At 60.9% G+C, this 16,648-nt stretch carries 13 protein-coding genes; 5 read left to right on the top strand and 8 right to left on the bottom strand.

Annotation, left to right across the window (positions count from 1 at the left end; translation table 11 throughout):
* Window positions 1-51 precede the first annotated feature (51 nt).
* The 4 genes from C7I36_RS02710 to C7I36_RS02695 form a co-directional block, all read right to left on the bottom strand.
* Entirely contained in the window at window positions 52-1,224 is a 1,173-nt protein-coding gene (locus tag C7I36_RS02710) for a Gfo/Idh/MocA family protein (RefSeq protein WP_106452199.1), read from the bottom strand.
* A gap of 332 nt (window positions 1,225-1,556) precedes the next feature.
* Window positions 1,557-2,480, bottom strand: a complete 924-nt coding sequence (locus C7I36_RS02705; protein ID WP_106452198.1) for a TIM barrel protein — start codon at window positions 2,478-2,480, stop codon at window positions 1,557-1,559.
* Window positions 2,481-2,695: 215 nt separating this feature from the next.
* Entirely contained in the window at window positions 2,696-3,850 is a 1,155-nt protein-coding gene (locus C7I36_RS02700) for a phytanoyl-CoA dioxygenase family protein (RefSeq protein ID WP_106452197.1), read from the bottom strand.
* Window positions 3,847-4,695, bottom strand: a complete 849-nt coding sequence (locus C7I36_RS02695; RefSeq protein WP_106452196.1) for an SDR family oxidoreductase — start codon at window positions 4,693-4,695, stop codon at window positions 3,847-3,849. Before C7I36_RS02695 ends, C7I36_RS02700 begins: the two co-directional genes overlap by 4 nt.
* A gap of 114 nt (window positions 4,696-4,809) precedes the next feature.
* Between C7I36_RS02695 and C7I36_RS02690 the strand changes: the two genes are divergently transcribed.
* Window positions 4,810-5,844: a LacI family DNA-binding transcriptional regulator gene (locus tag C7I36_RS02690; RefSeq protein WP_106452195.1), complete on the top strand. Its 1,035-nt coding sequence runs from the start codon at window positions 4,810-4,812 to the stop codon at window positions 5,842-5,844.
* On the opposite strand, the gene C7I36_RS02685 is transcribed toward C7I36_RS02690, so the two are convergent.
* From C7I36_RS02685 to C7I36_RS02675, 3 genes are all read right to left on the bottom strand, one after another.
* On the bottom strand, window positions 5,845-6,597 hold the full coding sequence (locus tag C7I36_RS02685; RefSeq protein ID WP_219899589.1) for a sulfite exporter TauE/SafE family protein: 753 nt from the start codon (window positions 6,595-6,597) through the stop codon (window positions 5,845-5,847). It abuts the gene before it with no gap.
* Window positions 6,598-6,638: 41 nt separating this feature from the next.
* On the bottom strand, window positions 6,639-8,111 hold the full coding sequence (locus C7I36_RS02680) for a sugar porter family MFS transporter (RefSeq protein ID WP_106452193.1): 1,473 nt from the start codon (window positions 8,109-8,111) through the stop codon (window positions 6,639-6,641).
* Window positions 8,112-8,854: 743 nt separating this feature from the next.
* A complete protein-coding gene (locus C7I36_RS02675) occupies window positions 8,855-9,910 on the bottom strand; it encodes a LacI family DNA-binding transcriptional regulator (protein WP_219899588.1) in 1,056 nt (351 codons plus the stop codon).
* Window positions 9,911-10,172: 262 nt separating this feature from the next.
* Here C7I36_RS02675 and C7I36_RS02670 point away from each other — a divergent pair, with 262 nt between their 5' ends.
* From C7I36_RS02670 to C7I36_RS02655, 4 genes are read left to right on the top strand one after another with little or no spacing between them, the layout of a single operon-like run.
* Window positions 10,173-11,195 carry a Gfo/Idh/MocA family protein gene (locus C7I36_RS02670; protein ID WP_106452192.1) on the top strand — a complete coding sequence of 341 codons (1,023 nt, stop codon included), beginning with the start codon at window positions 10,173-10,175 and terminating at the stop codon, window positions 11,193-11,195.
* Window positions 11,196-11,240: 45 nt separating this feature from the next.
* A complete protein-coding gene (locus C7I36_RS02665; protein ID WP_106452363.1) occupies window positions 11,241-12,416 on the top strand; it encodes a Gfo/Idh/MocA family protein in 1,176 nt (391 codons plus the stop codon).
* Window positions 12,417-12,455: 39 nt separating this feature from the next.
* On the top strand, window positions 12,456-13,448 hold the full coding sequence (gene iolG / locus C7I36_RS02660; RefSeq protein ID WP_106452191.1) for an inositol 2-dehydrogenase: 993 nt from the start codon (window positions 12,456-12,458) through the stop codon (window positions 13,446-13,448).
* Window positions 13,449-13,459: 11 nt separating this feature from the next.
* Window positions 13,460-14,419, top strand: a complete 960-nt coding sequence (locus tag C7I36_RS02655; RefSeq protein WP_106452190.1) for a sugar phosphate isomerase/epimerase family protein — start codon at window positions 13,460-13,462, stop codon at window positions 14,417-14,419.
* A 1,185-nt stretch (window positions 14,420-15,604) separates the two neighbouring features.
* Here C7I36_RS02655 and C7I36_RS02650 read toward each other — a convergent pair.
* On the bottom strand, window positions 15,605-16,645 hold the full coding sequence (locus C7I36_RS02650) for an ABC transporter permease (protein ID WP_106452189.1): 1,041 nt from the start codon (window positions 16,643-16,645) through the stop codon (window positions 15,605-15,607).
* Window positions 16,646-16,648 lie beyond the last annotated feature (3 nt).

Raw genomic sequence — 16,648 nt, 5'->3', positions numbered from 1 at the left:
GGCCCACCCGCTTATCTTGTCCCCGGGGAGCATGCGGCGCAAGCCCGCCCCTCAGCGGTAATCCACCCACACCGCGCCCTGGTCCGCCGAGCGCACGCAGTTTTCCACCCAACGCACCCCTTCCACCCCGGCCTCGATGCCGGGGATGTGCAGGGCCCGCGCCCGGTCGTGCTCGCCCGCGTCGCAGGCTTCCATCGCCAGGGCGAAGCGGTAGTAGAGGTTGGACCAGGATTCGAACAACCCCTCCGGATGGCCGCCGCCGATGCGATCGTCCTCCCGCGCCTCGGGGTAGAGGTAGCCCATGCCCCGCTCCAGGATGCGCGCCGGCTCGCCCTGGATTTCAAAACGCAGCTGGTTGGGCTGCTCGTCCCACCACTCCAGACTAGCCCGGGAACCGATCACCCGGATCTTCTGGCCGTGCATGGAGCCGGCGTTGACCGCGCTGGCCCAAACATGCCCCATCACCCCGCCGCAGTACTGCATCAGCACATAGGCGTTGTCTTCGAGCGGTGCCCGACTCCGCACGAAGCTCTGGCGGGCGCACAGCAGCTTTTCAATCTTCAGCTGTGGCAGCATCACTTCGGACAGATAGAGCGGATGGGTGGCCAGATCCCCCAGCACATAACTGGGCCCGGCGTAACGGGGATCCACCCGCCACCGGGTGCTGGGGCTCCCCTGCTCCACCGCCTCGCTGTGGAAGCCGTGGGCGAACTGCATGTGCACCATGCGGATCTCGCCCAGCTCGCCGTTGGCGATCATGGCCCTGGCCTGGGTGATCATCTGGTGGCCGGCATAGCCGTAGGTTACGCACAGCATGCGCTGCCGGCGCTCGGCCAGGGCGCGCAGCTCCTCGGCCTCGGCCAGGGTAAAGCACAGGGGTTTTTCGCACACCACGTGCAGGCCGGCTTCCAGCGCCGCCTTGCTGATGGCGAAGTGGGTGCCGTTGGGGGTGGCGATGGACACCGCCTGGATGCCGTCTTCCCGTTTGGCCTCTGCGGCGAACAGGGTCTGGTAGTCGGCATAGCAGCGCTCGGGCGCCACTTGCAGGCCGGCGCCGAATTCCCGGCCCCGTTCGGGGTCGAGGTCGAAGGCGCCGGCCACCAGTTGGAAGCTGTGATCGCGCAGCGCCGCCGAGCGGTGGATATAGCCAATCTGGCTGCCCTTGCCGCCGCCCACCATGGCCCAGCGGATGGGTGCCTTGACCTTGCGTTCTCCATAAATCATTGCGGTTTCTCCTTGTTCCAGTCGTCTGTAGGTATCCCGAGTCCGGCCAAAGCGCCAGTGTCGCCTGCTGGCGCTACCCTCGGCGCCGAAGCTTGGAAGAGGCAGCAGGGATGGCCTCCACCGACCGTCACATGCCATGGATGGCATGTGCGAGCCTACAGGGGGCGAGCTTGCTCGCCGCGACGAGCGGTTCCGGCCTGACCGAACATCCAGTGAATGTTCGCAGCAGGCCGAAACAGCGAGTGTCATATTTTGCGGCGTGTCGGTGGAGGTAGCCCTGTTGTCTCTTCGCTGGCCACAACGGGCAGCTTTGCAAAGTTCGTGTACTGGCCCTAAAACCCCTTGCTTTGCAGAAAGGCCAGGCTGGCGGCCACATCCTGCAGGCTGCCGGCGGCGTTGCGCGGATCCCGCTCCTGCTCCACCGTGATATAGCCCTGGTAGTCCAGCTCCTTGAGCAGGGCGTGGATGGCGTCGTAATCCAGCACGCCCCGGCCGATGGGGCACATCACGCCCCGGGCGCAGGCGGCGAAAAAGTCCACCGGCTCCGCCATCACCTCGGCATATACCTTGGGGTCTATGTCCTTGAAGTGCAGGTAGTCGATGCGCCCGGCATGGCGCCTCAGCCAGCTCACCGGATCCATCTTCGAGTAGTAGAGATGGCCGGTGTCCAGGCACAGGCCGGCCACCTCGGCGGGGATATCGGCAACCAACTGCTCGATTTCGTCCTCGAATTCGATATAGCCGCCCGCGTGGGGATGGATCACCGCCCGCACCCCGTACCGGTCCCGGGCCAGGGTGGCGATGGCCTCGATGTGCGCCATGGCCTGCCGCCAGCGCTCGGGCGAGAGCCTGGGCGCGCGCTCCGGGTGGCCGGCCACCAGGCTGCGCTCGGCGTGTACATGGTCGATCAGCACCAGGTAGGGGGCGGCGAAGCGCTGGCCCTGCGCCTTGGGCAACCGGGGCAAGCGGGTGAGCAGGTCGCAGATATCACGGGTCTGGCGCAGCAGGTTGTCGAGGTTGGCCGGGTCCACCAGATCGTCGAAGATGGTGCCCGCCACCACGCTCAGGCCGTTGGCCTCGAGCGCCGTGCCGACCCGGTCGATATCCAGCGGCAGGTAGCCGTAGGGGCCGAGCTCGATGCCCCGGTAGCCGGCCTGGGCCGCCTCGCTCAGCACCCTTTGCCAGGGCGGCAGGTGGGGATTATTGACGTCGTCCACGCCCCAGCAGCAGGGGGCACTGGTGATGTGCATGGTCATGATGGCACCTCGGATAGGGCTTTACGCCGTTGTTAATGTGCTGTTATTAGAGCAAAAGCCGGCGGGGCCCATATTCGATTTCTTGCGCTTTGTAGGTGTTGGCTAAAGGCAGGAATTGCGCCACAGGGCGTATCGGAGTGGGCTGCGAGTAAAAAGAGCGGAGCAAAACTTTGTTTTCTTGCTTTAAGGGGCAGAGAGGGCTGCCCCTTAAGCCTTCACGCCTGCCGCTGTTGCTGGCTCCGGCTCAGTTGGCGGCCGAAGTCCGCTTCCGTCCAGTCTTCTTCCAGTGCCCGGCGCAGCAACTGCTGCTGGGTCTGCGGCGCCAGGCCGCCGAGGGGCGGATCCCGGTCCAGATTGGTGGGAAAGGAATACCCATCGGCGGCGGCCGCGATCAGCGCCGACAGCTCGGGCTCCGCCAGTTGGCCCTGGCGATAGCGGGCCAACAGCGCCGGATAGAGGTGTCGCAATATCCGCTCCCGGTTCACCGTTTCCATCGGCTTGCCGAAGGCGGAAGACACCTGCAGCAGATTGGCGGTGCGCACCACATCCTCGGTGCTGTTGCTGCCGGCGGCGTGGAACAGGGCCGGGCTGAAGAACAGCATGTCCCCCCGCTCCAGCGGCAGCTGCACCGCGTGGCGCTCGAAGTAGTCGATAAAGTCCGGCCGCCGCCAGGCCAGGTAGCCGCCCTCATACCGCTGGGAAAAGGGCAGCAACAGGGTGGGTCCCGCGGCCAGGGGCATGTCCGAGTGGGCCACGGCCCCCTGCAGGGTCAGGTACTGGGACAATTGCTGCACCGGCAGCGGGAAGCGGCTCGCGTCGGCCGCCGACTGGAAGCCGAGGTGGTAGTCCCGGTGTGGCTGCTGGGCCTGGCCGCCCGGGCGCACCACATTGACCTGGGCGGTCATCTGGTACCAGGGCCCCAGCCAGGCCTCGCACACCAGCGCCAGCAGGGGGTTGGCGTAGTAGTCGATAAAGGCCTCGGCGTCCCGCTCCGCCACCTTCTGCAGCGAGTTCCAGATCCGGCCGTTGTGGCCGGCCTGGGCGAAATGATCCGCCGCCGTCCCACGCTCCGCCTCCTCCGCGAAGATGCGCCCGAACACCGCCGTGTTGCGCTCGATCACCCCCTGGTCGGCATAGCCGCCCTTGATCACCAGCACCCCCGGCCCCTGGGCCAGGGCCCGGTGCAGCTCGGCCAGCACCTCGGTGCGATGTCGTTGGGCGGCGGCGTTGAGGGTTGACGCCCGGTAGACCAGCACCCGGCGTTCGATACCGGCCGCCAGGGGATAGTCGGACAAAACCGGAGACTGTTCGCACAGGGCGGCGAACTGTGCCAGATCGAGTTGCTCCGGCTGCAGATAGAGCGCCGTCATGCCGCGCCTCCTTCCGGCAGGACCAGGGCCGCCGGCGGCTTGGGGGTGCCTTCGTCGCCGCAGCCGATCACCCCCTGGTCGAAGTCGATGATGGCGCCGGTCATCATGCCCGACTCGTCGGACAGCATAAAGGCCAGTGCCCGCGCCACCTCCTCCGGCTTGAGCAGGCGGCCGAAGGGCTGCGCCTGCTCCACCCGGGCCAGCCAGTCGTCGTCCGCACCGTGGTACTGGCGCTGGATCTCGTGCTCGTGGGGCGAGTCCATCCAGCCGATGTTGAGGCCGTTGACCCGGATCCGGTTGCGCATGGCGCTGTAGGCCGCGTTCTTGGTGAGGGTGGCCAGGGCGCCCTTGGAAGCGGCGTAAGGGGTGAGAAAGGACTGGCCGCCATGGGAAGTCATGGTGATGATATTGGCGATGCTGCCTGCTGTTCCGGTGCGGATCATCAGCTTGATGGCCGCCTGCATCAGGAAGAAGGGCGCCCGCACGTTGACCGCGAAGATGCGGTCGAACAGCTCGGGGCTGGTGTCGAGGATGCAGCCCCGATCCGACATGCCGGCGCAGTTGGCCAGGCCGTGCAGGGTGCCGAAGCGTCGTTCGGCCTCGTCGATAACGGCCTGGCAGTCCTCCGTCCGCGCCAGATCCGCCGGCACGAACCAGGACGGACAGCCCATGTTGGTCAGCCGGTCGGCCTGGGCCTGCCCCTTGTCCCGGCTGCGCCCGCACAGCACCAGGCCCGCCGCCCCCCGTGCCGCCAGCAACCCGGCCACCGCCGCCCCCAGCCCCTGGGTGCTGCCGGTCACCACGAAATAACGCCCTTCGAAGTCTCGCTTGTCATTCTGGTTCATCTGTCCCTCCGGTGACACTCATTAAAAACAAACATTTCGTTTTTGTTGGTTTCGAATCGATAGTAGCATTTACACTTCGGCAACAAGACCTCGGCAACGCCTCAGAAACGCCTCATGAACGAGCTCGACCGCAAGAAATTTTCCATCAAGCAGATCGCGGCCCAGGCCGGGGTCAGCAAGGCCACTGTGGACCGGGTGCTGCACCGGCGCGGCCAGGTGCACTACCAGACCCTCAAACGGGTGGAGCAGGCCATCCGCGAGCTGGACAGCCAGCAACGGGCGGCGCTGGCCGCCGGCCGCACCCTGTACTTCGACGTCGTCATGCTGGCGCCGGAGCGGTTCAGCGAGGCGGTAGCGGAGGCCATAACCAGCCAGGTGGGCAGCCTGGCCCCCTACCGGATAAGCCCCCGCTTTCACCTGTTCGAAGACATCGGCGTTACCGAACTGGTTAAATTGCTACAACGCAGCCTCGAGCAGGGCAGCCAGGGGGTGATCCTGAAGGCGCCGGACGAGCCGCCGGTCAACGAGGCGGTCAACCGGCTGTTCGAGGCGGGCATCCCGGTGGCCACCCTGGTCACCGATCTGCCCGCCAGCCGGCGCATCGGCTACATCGGTATGGACAACCGCAGCGCCGGGCGCACCGCCGGCTACCTGATGCGTCGCTGGCTGCCGCCCATCCCCGCCCGGGTGGCGGTGGTGCTGAGCAGCCAGGGCTTTCGCGGCGAGGAAGAGCGGGAGAGCGGTTTTCGCCAGTGGCTACGGGAGCAGGCGCCGCACCTCGAAGTGGTGGAGCTGAGCGGCGGCCTAGGGATATACGACAATACCTTGAGGCTGATGACCGACTGCCTGGACCGTCACCCTGATCTCAATGCCGTCTACAGCGTGGGTGGCGGCAACAGGGCCATCGTCGATGCCTTTGCCGTCCGGGGCCGCTCGCTCGAGGTGCTGATTGGGCACGATCTGGATCGGGAAAACCGCCAGTTGCTGGCGGAAGGCCGCATCGCCGCCCTCATCGACCACGACCTGCAGCAGGACGCCCGCCGGGCCTTTATGCAGTTGCTGCGCTTTCATGGCTTTCTGCCGGCCAGTGCCGCCCCGCCGGATTTCTCCCGGGTGCTGGTGGTCACTCCCTTCAACATGGCGGGCTGATCACCACCAGGTCCGGAGGCTCAGTTGCAGGAAGTGCAGGCCAGAGAGGAACAAGAGCCCGTAGCACAGCCGGTAGATCAGCCGCTGGCTGGCGGTTCGGACCAGCCAGACCCCGAGCCAGACCCCGACCGGCACCAGGGGCACCAGCATCAGCGAAGTTTGCAGGTTGCCGGGGTTGAGCTGCCCCAGCAGGGTGTAGGGCACCAGCTTCATCAGGTTCACCAGCGCGAACAGCACCGCCATGGTGCCGACCAGCAGCCGTTTCTCCAGTTGCTGGGGCAGCAGGTACATGCTGGCCGGCGCCCCGCCGGCGTGGATGGTGGTACTGAACAGGCCGGTGAGGGTGCCCCACAGGGTGCCCTGGCCCAGGCCGCCGGCCCGGGCCGGCACCGGCGGGCTGAACCAGTGGTGCAGGCAGAACAGGATGGAGGCAATACCGATAAAGCCGGTGAGCAGCCAGGTCGGCGCCCGGGCCATCAGCAGCCCCGCCAGCGCCACCCCCAGCAGGGCGCCGGGGATGAGCTGGCGGATCTGGCGCCAGCACACATAGCGGTGGTGCCAGGCCACGGCGAACAGGTCCATCAGGCACAGCAGCGGCAGCAGCACGGCGGCGGCGGTGGCCGGATGGGTGGTCAGGCTGATGAGCGGCACCGCCACCACTCCCAGGGCACCGCCCAGGCCGCCCTTGCCGATGCCGTAGATCAGCACGGCGGGCACGGCGACCAGGTAGAAGAACGGATCGGTGATCATCATGGTCCCTCAAAAAAAACCGGCCCAGGGGCCGGTTTCGGATATCAGCCGTTGGCCCGGACCATCGCGGCCGGTACTTCCTTGGCTTCCAGCCTGGTTTTGGACAGCATGGTTTCTTCCATCTGCTCCAGGGTCACGCCCTTGGTCTCGGGCAGGAAACGGGTGACGAAGAAGTAGGACAGCACGCAGCAACCGGCGAACAGCCACATGGGGAAGGCGCCGTTGAAGTGTTCCAGCAGGAAGGCGTTGTCGTTCATCAGCGGGAAGCCGAGACCGATACAGAAGTTGCTCACCCACATGGCGGCGATCGCCAGCGACATGCCCTCGGAGCGCATCCGGTTGGGGAAGATTTCGGACACCACCACCCAGGCGCCCACCGCCCAGGAGAAGGCGAAGAACAGCATGAACAGCAGCATGCCGGAGAGGATGAAATAGCCGTTGCGCACCGCCTCGGCCCCGGCAAGGCCCGCCGCGTGGTAGAGGAAGTAGGAGGTGACCAGCAAACCGACGGTCGAGCCGATGGCGCCGATGCGCAGCAGCGGCACCCGGCCCACCCGGTCCATCAGAAAGGCGCCGATGGAAGTCCCGATCAGTTGCACCACCCCGATCCAGATGGTCATAAACAGGGCGGCCTCGTTGTTGCCGGTGGCCTGCTCCAGCACCACGGGGGCGAAATACATCATCACGTTGACGCCGGTGGTCTGCTGGAGGACGGCGATCATGCAGCCCACGAAGGCGATAAACCAGAACGCCTTGTCGTTGCGGTAGTCGATCTTGCGCTTTTGCTGCTGCTCCAGTTGGCGCTGCTTGAGCGAGTCCTTGATTTCCTTGAGCACCTTTTCCGGGTAGGGGCCGTTGTAGATCTTGCGCAGGGTGGTCAGGGCCGCGGCGTCGTTGCCCTTTATCACGTTCCAGCGGGGCGATTCGGGGATGAACATCACCACCAGGCAGAACAACAGGCAGGGGATCACCTCCGAGCCCAGCATCACCCGCCAGCCCATGTCCACCAGCCAGGCTTCGCTCGCGCCCTTGGCGATCAGGTAATTGATGGTAAAGATCGCCACCTGGCCGAACACGATGGCGAAGGTCTGCATGCCGATCGCCCGGCCGCGCATGTCCTTGGGCGAGACTTCCGACATGTACATGGGCGACACCGCCGAGGCCAGGCCCACCGCCACCCCGCCGATCAGGCGGTAGACGATAAACCAGGAGAAGCTATCCACCAGGGCGGAGCCCAGGGCGGAAACGGTAAACAGCAGCGCCGCCAGCACCAGCGCCTTCTTGCGCCCGAGCCGGCCGGCGATGGCACCGGCGGCAAAGGCGCCGACGATGCAGCCGATGGCCACATTGGAGACCGCCCAGCCCACACCGGCGGCGTCCAGCCCGAAATAGCTCTTGATGGGGCCGATGGCGCCGGAAATCACCGCCGTGTCGTAGCCGAACAGCAGGCCTCCCAATGCGGATACTGCGCAGATCAGCAGTACGTACTTGATGTTGTATCTTCCTTGCGGCGTCATGATGCCTCCGTCTGAATAGCTGCCTGGCCATGGGCCTGCGTAAAAATAACGTAGCGTTGTTGTTATCAATCCATCTCAACAACAAACATAAACAAATAATTTATAATTATAAATTTTGAAATAAAAATTCCATGATCTGGGTCGCGATTTGTGGCTGATTTGTAAATTTTTGTTTGATCGGGATCCCGTTTCGGCACCGCTCCGGGCACCGTCAGGGTAAAACGACGACTGCTCGTTTCATATTGCGGAAAGAGGATGGGATCCAATAACGATTGGGGTGATATTGACAGCTAGAGCACCGATCAGTTTAAAAATTGACCAATCAGCTATTTGTTGTCTGTTGCAACCCAGAGAAGAGTCAACAGGGCCACCTCCGCCGACACACCGCAAGTACGTCCCTGTAGGCTCGCACCTACCATCCCTGGCAGGTGACGGTCGGCGGAGGCCATCCCTGTTACCTCTTTCAAGCTCTGACGCCGTCTGAAGGTGCTGCCAGCAGGCAGCTGCGGTGCGATAGGGAGGACAAGGGGGACTGCTCCGCCGGCCCTCCGCGCCAGGGAAGGCGCGGCGGAGCCCCCAGGGACGGGTTCACGGCGTGCCGGAGGAGTAGTGCCCTTTGGCCGACAAACTACACCTCGTCAGAAGCCATCGAAGCCTCCGACAAAGGGCGTTGCCTAAGTTTTAAACTATATGGCGCTCTAGCGTGGCTGGTCGTGCCTCGTCTGTACTTCTGGCGTTTGTGTTCAAGGACTGGAGTAACGAGTATAGGTTAGCAATGGTATCTGCCGACTGGTGACTTCTCTCCCTTCAACAGCTGCCCGAATCAACTCGATGCTGGCCGAAACTTCGGCGTCAATGTCGTGCCCCAGCACAATATCCATATCACCGGAATCAAGCAGCTGGCGTGTGTGCTCGGTAATTTCATGCCCAATAAAGAGAACAGACCCTTGCAGTTGAGCATCTCTGATGGCTTGTGCTATCCCCCTGTTGCCGCCCGCAGCATTGTAGATACCTACGACATCGGAATGCTCCTCAAGGTACGCCTTGACGCTTTCATAAGAGTAGGCAGAATCGTCTTTCGAATTCACCCGCTCTTCAATGTGCAAGTGTGGAAAGTCGGCGCGTAACACGCGGCGAAAACCGACTTCACGCTCCTCCAAACCCCTGTAAGGAGCACTCACAACCAGCAGAATCCTGCCATTCGCCTTGGGCAACATACGCCCCATAAAGAATGCGGCCGTGGCACCCGCACTAGTCTGATCGACACCGACATAGCCTGTACGGCCGGAGTTAGGCAGATCGGTGGTCAGACAAACGACCGGGATACCCTGCCCTGTTACCGACCTGACAGCCCGGTTGATCAATGGATCTTCTGGAGCGATCAGCACAATGCCTTCAGCTTCTTCAGCCCGCTGCTCAATCAACTGTGCCAGCGCAGTAGCATTTGCGTCAGCGGTGGCGACACTATCAAAGCTACAAACCATATCTTGGTGCTGAGTGGCAAACTCCGTCACAGCCCTCTCAACCAGCCCGGTAAAAGTCGGACCAGCTTCCGTGATAAAGGCAACCCGTCGAATTCGCCTGCTCTCACTTCCTCGCTCATCAGAACTCAGCCGCTCTATCGCCAGCATTACCTTGCTGCGCGTTACTTCACGAACGCCGCTACGCTGGTTGAGTACACGGTCGACAGTCGCCGTACTAACACCTGCAGCCTTGGCTATATCAGTTACGGTAGGCCCTTTCCAGTTTGCTCGCTCAGCCATCGTTGAATCGTCACTCATCACAAATTGATTAAACATACATCAAAACAAAAAAACATCAAATATCACAGATGAAAAATGATGAAAAGCAGGCTAAAAACTCATATTTGATGTTATTAAAATCAAATATAGATAAAAATAGAGCTTTAAATAATCTTTTTTTGATTTGATTGTTGACATATGATGTTGATGAGTCAAATATTCAGCAACGGGAGTTCCTTGCTTGATCACATAACTCCCGCATGTGATCGGAACACAAAAGAGGTGTCACTCGACACCTTCACTACTCAAGAGGTCGAACATGGTCAACCCCACAAACAATCCTGCAAATCCCGTACGCTGGGGGATTATCAGCACCGCCGGCATTGCCCGTTCGAAACTGGTTCCCGCCATGCAGGCCAGCCCCTGGTGTGAAGTACTGGCGGTCGGTTCGCGCTCTCTCGACGGTGCTCAGGCATTTGCTAAAGAATTCGATATTCCACGGGCCTACGGATCCTACGAGGCCGTGCTGGACGATCCGGACGTGGAAGCGGTCTACATACCGCTACCCAACCACCTGCATATAGACATCGCGCTCGCGGCCGCCGCCCGCGGCAAGCATGTGCTGTGCGAAAAACCGATCGCGATGACTGGGGCGCAAGCGGAAAAACTCCGTGACGTTGAAGGTAATGTATTGGTCTCCGAGGCGTTCATGGTGCGCCACCATCCACAGTGGGAAGCGCTGCGTGAGCAACTGCGCAGTGGCAAGCATGGCCCGGTCCGGACAGCCCAGGCCATGCTCTCCTTTATGCTGGACGATCCAAGCAACTTCCGTTTCAACACCGATTTCGGCGGCGGCGCCATGTATGACCTTGGCTGCTACGCCACCATGACCACTCGCTACGTGTTCGAAAGCGAACCAGTACGGGTATTCTGCGCCATGTCACTGGATCCGGAGAACGATACCGATTACCTCTCCAGTGCCATTCTGGATTACGGCGAAGGGCGCCTCGCCAGCTTCACCGTCGGTATCAAGATGTCCGCAGCCCAGCGCCTCCAGGTAGTCTGTGAAAAGTCGATGCTGGATCTACCGGCGCCCTACGTGCCAACCCCCGGTGCTCCGGCCAAAATCCTGATCGACAGTCATACAGGGCTCGATGACTTCGCTCCGATCAGCCATCCAATGCCGGAGGCAGCACAATATGAGTGCGAAGCTACCAACTTCGCCAAGGCAGTGCGCGGAGAAAAACCGCTGGCGTTTGGTATCGACGATGCAATCCGCCAGATGCGCGTACTTGATGCGCTCTTCGCTTCGGCCAAGAGTGGCACTTGGCAGTCAGTTTGATCACTCGGCACTACACTTTTAAACCAGCAGAATATGGGTATTACCATGAACGATTTTGGAATTGCCATTCTCGGTGCCGGCATGATCGGTGCAGCCCACGCCTCGGGTTACCGGGCACATCAGTCCCGGTTTCAACGTGACGGTGCTAATTTCCAGCTTCTGACCGTCTGTGACGCGCGCCAGGAAGCTGCTGAAGCTCTCGCCACCAATTACGGCTTTGCAGAAACTGCAACGGACTGGCGTGCAGTAATTGCCGATGAGCGAGTAAAAGTGGTCAGCGTGACCTTGCCGAACTTCGAGCACGCCACCGTTGCTCGGGCAGCACTGGCCGCCGGCAAACATGTACTGTGCGAAAAGCCGCTCGCCCTGACCGCAGCAGAGGCTCGTGATTTGGCTGAATTAGCCAGCACAGCCGGCGTCAACAGCGGCACTGTATTCAACAACCGCCGGGTACCTGCGATCCGGGAAATCAAGAATCTGGTCGCTGCCGGAGAAATCGGCGAGCCAGTTCACATCCTGATACAGTACCAATCGGAGTATGCCGCCGATCCGACACTGCCCCACAGCTGGCGTTACCTGAAAGACAAGGCCGGTGGCGGTGCTCTCCATGATATTGGCGCCCATGCGATCGACGTCGCGCGTTTTATCTGCGGCGATATCCTCGAAATCGGTGGCGCAATATCATCGACTACCGTTCCCCGGCGTTTTCTGCCGGCACAGGCAGCGGCCGGGCACAATCACGTCGCACTCAGCAATGAAAGCCTTCCCGTCGACACCGATGACGTCAGCTCTTGCGTAATGCGATTTGAAAGCGGCTGTCAAGGACTGTTCTCAACTAGCCGCGTCGCTGTAGGCATGGGTAACACCCTGTCCTTCGCGCTTAGTGGTACCCGAGGTACTGTGCGCTATAGCTCGGCGCGTCCTGGTGAGTACGAAATAGCTCGCCTCGACGATAGTCCCCAGGCCTTCAGGATCATCTCAAACCGCCCTGCCTCCCCCTACGTCAGTGAGCGCACCCCGGTTCCGCACGACGGAGTGGGAATCGGCTTTGCCGAAGTCTTCGGTTTCATGATTGCCGAATTCATGGAATCGATCGCCCAGGGTCAGCCATTCACCAATGGTTCCATAGAAGACGGGTTACGAGTCGCGGAAATTCTTGAGGCAATTCAACTGAGCGCAGATGAACACAGACCGGTCCAAATCAGCGAAATACGGCAGTAACGGCAACACAAATCTCGAACAGATTAAGAGGAGAACAAGATGTATAACGTAGCTTTATTAGGTGCGGGGCGTATTGGTCAGATCCATGCTGCCAGCGTCGCAGCTCATCCGAAATGCGCTTTGGCACATGTTGTCGACGTTCATCAGCCTGCCGCTGAAGCGCTGGCCACCAAATACGGCGCCAAAGTATCCAGCGTCGAGGATGCTCTGGCGGACAAAAACGTCGATTTGGTGATGATTTGCACTATTACCGACACGCATGCCGACCTGATCGAAGCCGCCGCTCGTGCAGGTAAGGCAGTTTTCTGTGAAAAGCCGGTTGACTTGAGTATCGACCGCGTACGCGAGTGTCTCGCCGTGGTTAAGAAGCACAACACCAAGTTGATGGTGGGCTTCAATCGTCGCTTCGACCCCAACTTCGCACATCTACAGCAGTCCCTGACCAGCGGTGAAATCGGCAATCTGGAACTGCTGACCATCTGCTCTCGCGATCCGGCCGCACCGCCAGCCAGCTACGTCAAGGGCTCTGGCGGGTTGTTCCGGGACATGACCATTCATGACCTCGACATGGCCCGCTGGCTGTTGCAGGAGGAGCCGGTCAGCGTCTACGCCAGCGCCTCCGCAGTGGTCTCCCCCGAAATCAAGGAAGTCGGCGATGTCGATACCGCCGTCGTCACTCTGACTTGTGCCAGCGGAAAAATCGCCGTGATCACCAACAGCCGCCGCGCGGCATACGGTTACGATCAGCGTGTCGAGGTCCATGGTAGCGAGGGCATGCTGGCCGTAACCAACGTGCCGGAAACCACGCTAGTCAAGTCCGACGCCCAGGGCGTTGTCGCACAAAAGCCACTGCACTTTTTCCTCGAGCGCTACGCCGCCTCCTATCGCAGCGAGTTCGAGGCCTTTATTACTGCGCTGGAGGGTGAATCAGGTCCCGCGCCTTCCGGCCTGGATGGTGAACGTGCGCTGATCCTGGCCGATGCGGCGCTGGAGTCACTGCAGACCGGTAAGGCTGTCGCAGTCAAACTCTGAGGAGAAAAATCATGAAAATCGGAATGGTAACCGACAGTCTGGCACATTTGTCATTCGACGAACTGTTGCGTCAGTCGGCGGAGCTAGGACTCGACTGCGTCGAGTTTCCTACCGGCAACTGGTCGGCCGCCCCCCATATCAACATCGATGCATTGTTGGACAGCGATAAAAACCGCCGTGAGTTTCTCGCTCGGGTGCGGGATCACGGGCTTGAAATTTCAGCCCTGACAGCCAACGGCAACCCCCTGCACCCCAAAAGCGGGGTCGAGCAGGATGCCTGCCTGCGCAAAACCATCAGGCTCGCCGCACTGATGAATATTGAACGTGTCAACGCCATGTCAGGCCTTCCCGGAGGGCGCGGCGATGCCAACCCGAACTGGGTGACCGTTGCCTGGCCTCCCGATTGCCACGAGATCCTCGACTATCAATGGAATGAAGTCGCCTTGCCCTACTGGCAAGAACTGGTCGCGTTTTCCAATAATGCAGGCATTCACAAGATTTGCCTTGAGCTGCATGGGGGGCAGCTGGTTTACAACTGCGAAACCTTTAACCGCCTACGCAATGCAGTCGGTGATACCGTTGGTGTCAACCTGGATCCGAGCCATCTGCTTTGGATGGGGGCAGACCCCATTGCCTGTGTGCGGGAGTTGGGCGATGCCATCTACCACGTGCATGCCAAGGACGCGCTGATCGACAATCGCAACTGTGCGATTAACAGCCGCTTGGAGACAGCCCATTCAGCCAAGGTTGCCGAACGCAGCTGGTCCTACGTCACTTTGGGCTATGGCCAGGATGAAGGTTGGTGGAAGCGCTTCTGCTATGCCCTGCGTGTCGTCGGCTACGATGATGTACTGAGTATCGAGCACGAGGATGTCACCTTGTCCCGCCTCGAGGGAGTACGTAAATCGATTGAACTCCTTAAACGCAGTATCGCGCTGGAGGCTTCAGACTACGAACTGCCTAATATCTGAGTAACTTGCCCCGGTGTGTTGCGATTGAGTGCACACCGGGTTGCCTTCCAAAACACAGGTGTTCACCTGTTGGCCGCACTGGCGACGATGCTTCAACGTAGTAGCCCTTTAAGCACCTGGCGAACTGCTGGCACCCATCCATTCCTTAGAATTTGTTTACAATTTACAGTAATCGGCCAGTCACTGCCCTGCTCCTGCCACTCACCCCTGTTTACGGCGTTTTAGCCACTGGGGAATATGGTGTCGGGCCTGCAGGTCTCCGCCGTTTTCAGCCTTGCGCCACGTAAACAGACGCCTACGGATAAAAAGTTCAAAGATAGGCAGCCTTGTTGCGACGGGGCTGCTCGGCCAGTGTCCAAAGCAATCGCAGTGTACAAGCTCAGGCAAGGCAGGATACTGACACCCCACCCGCAAGAGGCGATTCTGCAAGGTCTGAAGCCAATGGCGCAAAAACGGGCCGATGCCAGAGCTCGAGCACGCTCTGGCATCGACCTGTAATTGGAAAGGGCCCAGGCCCCGGTACCTGGACCTGCGGCTGAACGAACACGATCTTAACCGGACAGCGATGATTACCAACCTGCATATAGCACTGCGTAACCACCGGTTTACGCTGCTGTAGCCGTCGCTTCAGCCGACGAGAAGACGGCTCCCAATTTCCGCGCTCCCCGCCGTTGGCAGGTTTGCGCCACGTAAACGGGCGCCTACAGGTGAGATATCGTACTACCCATGCATTTAAACTGATCGGCGCTATAGGCGACGAGCCTACCCCGACTACAGCACATCCAGCCGCCGTTTATCCAGAGTCCTGATGATGAGCCAGTGAAGCCGGTGGATATGACTACTCGGCAGTAACTACAGCAGTGCTTCGGTTCAGCTAGTGAGATAGTTTGTGAGGCAACTTAGGGAGCAGCTTGTCGATTTGATCGGTTGAGGATTCACAACACGACAGATAGGCACCCGCAACCAAACACGCTGGTCGAGTTGACCACTGCTTCGGATGGAATATCCGTCGGCCATAAATGAAAGGGCTTTCTCGATGACAACGGTTACTGTGTGGCACAACCTCAGACTGAGGTTCAAGGTCGATGAGCGGTATACCGTCATCAGGTACATGGCAGGTTTAAAAAACAGGCAGGGGCCGAAGCCGCCTGCCTGAAAAAGGGCAATTCGCACCAGGGTATTGGATCAGCGTTTGGTTCTGTTGCGGCGCATGTCGATCACCACGGCACCGACGATGATGGCCCCCTTGATGATGTCCTGCACATAGGTATCCACCCCGATAAAGGTGAAGCCGCTCTTCATAAGGCCGAGGATGATGGCCCCGATCACGCAGCCGGTAATACGCCCCACCCCGCCCATCAGGCTGGTGCCGCCGATCACCGCCGCGGCGATGGCGTCCAGCTCGTAGGCCATGCCCATGCTGGACTGGCCACTGCTCACCCGCGCCGCCATCACGATGCCCGCCAGGCCGGACAGCGCCCCGGCGATGGAGTACACGATGATCAGGTACTTGTCGACGTTGATGCCGGATACCCGGGCCGAGGTCATGTTGCCGCCGATGGCGTACACGTATTTGCCGTAGCGGGTGTGCTTGAGCGCGATATGGAACACCACCGCCACCACCAGGAAGATCACCACCGGCACCGAGCCCTGGCCGATGGAAGTAAAGCCGTCGGACAAGAAGCTGATCGGGTTGCCCTGGGTATAGAACTGGGCCAGGCCGCGGGCCGACACCATCATCCCAAGGGTGGCGATAAAGGGCGGAATGCCGGTCTTGGTGATCAGCCAGCCGTTGAGCACGCCGCACAGCAACCCCACCCCGATGCCCGCCACTATCGGCACGATGGCCGGCAGGTCGAGCAGGCCCGGATACATGGGGGAGATGCTGTCGGCGGTCTGCGCCAGGCTGGCCGCCACCACCGCCGTCAACGCCACCAGCGAGCCGGAGGAAAGATCGATACCGGTGGTGATAATGACCTGGGTCACCCCCACCGCGATGATACCGATGATCGCCACCTGCAACACGATCAGCACCAGCCGGCCCGGGTTCATCAGGAAGGACTGGCCGCGGAACACCCAGCCCAGCACTTCAAACACCAGGGCGATGCCGATCATCACCAGGAAGATGCCCATGTCCTTGGGCATTTTCTTCTTGAGATTGTCCCAGGCGCTGGCCTGGTTAGCAGCGGTCGCCGCCGCGTCTTTGTTCATCTTTACGTTTTCCATAAT

Source organism: Zobellella taiwanensis (assembly GCF_003012795.1).
Classification (GTDB): Bacteria; Pseudomonadota; Gammaproteobacteria; order Enterobacterales; family Aeromonadaceae; genus Oceanimonas; species Oceanimonas taiwanensis.
The sequence above is the reverse complement of the archived record's forward strand: the minus strand, read 5'-3'. Positions and strand labels throughout refer to the sequence as shown.

Bases quoted from the DNA above. Each gene is read 5' to 3' on its own strand.
- C7I36_RS02710 (WP_106452199.1), bottom strand. From the start codon at position 1,224: ATGATTTATGGAGAACGCAAGGTCAAGGCACCCATCCGCTGGGCCATG.
- C7I36_RS02705 (WP_106452198.1), bottom strand. From the start codon at position 2,480: ATGACCATGCACATCACCAGTGCCCCCTGCTGCTGGGGCGTGGACGAC.
- C7I36_RS02700 (WP_106452197.1), bottom strand. From the start codon at position 3,850: ATGACGGCGCTCTATCTGCAGCCGGAGCAACTCGATCTGGCACAGTTC.
- C7I36_RS02695 (WP_106452196.1), bottom strand. From the start codon at position 4,695: ATGAACCAGAATGACAAGCGAGACTTCGAAGGGCGTTATTTCGTGGTG.
- C7I36_RS02690 (WP_106452195.1), top strand. From the start codon at position 4,810: ATGAACGAGCTCGACCGCAAGAAATTTTCCATCAAGCAGATCGCGGCC.
- C7I36_RS02685 (WP_219899589.1), bottom strand. From the start codon at position 6,597: ATGATGATCACCGATCCGTTCTTCTACCTGGTCGCCGTGCCCGCCGTG.
- C7I36_RS02680 (WP_106452193.1), bottom strand. From the start codon at position 8,111: ATGACGCCGCAAGGAAGATACAACATCAAGTACGTACTGCTGATCTGC.
- C7I36_RS02675 (WP_219899588.1), bottom strand. From the start codon at position 9,910: ATGTTTAATCAATTTGTGATGAGTGACGATTCAACGATGGCTGAGCGA.
- C7I36_RS02670 (WP_106452192.1), top strand. From the start codon at position 10,173: ATGGTCAACCCCACAAACAATCCTGCAAATCCCGTACGCTGGGGGATT.
- C7I36_RS02665 (WP_106452363.1), top strand. From the start codon at position 11,241: ATGAACGATTTTGGAATTGCCATTCTCGGTGCCGGCATGATCGGTGCA.
- iolG (WP_106452191.1), top strand. From the start codon at position 12,456: ATGTATAACGTAGCTTTATTAGGTGCGGGGCGTATTGGTCAGATCCAT.
- C7I36_RS02655 (WP_106452190.1), top strand. From the start codon at position 13,460: ATGAAAATCGGAATGGTAACCGACAGTCTGGCACATTTGTCATTCGAC.
- C7I36_RS02650 (WP_106452189.1), bottom strand. From the start codon at position 16,645: ATGGAAAACGTAAAGATGAACAAAGACGCGGCGGCGACCGCTGCTAAC.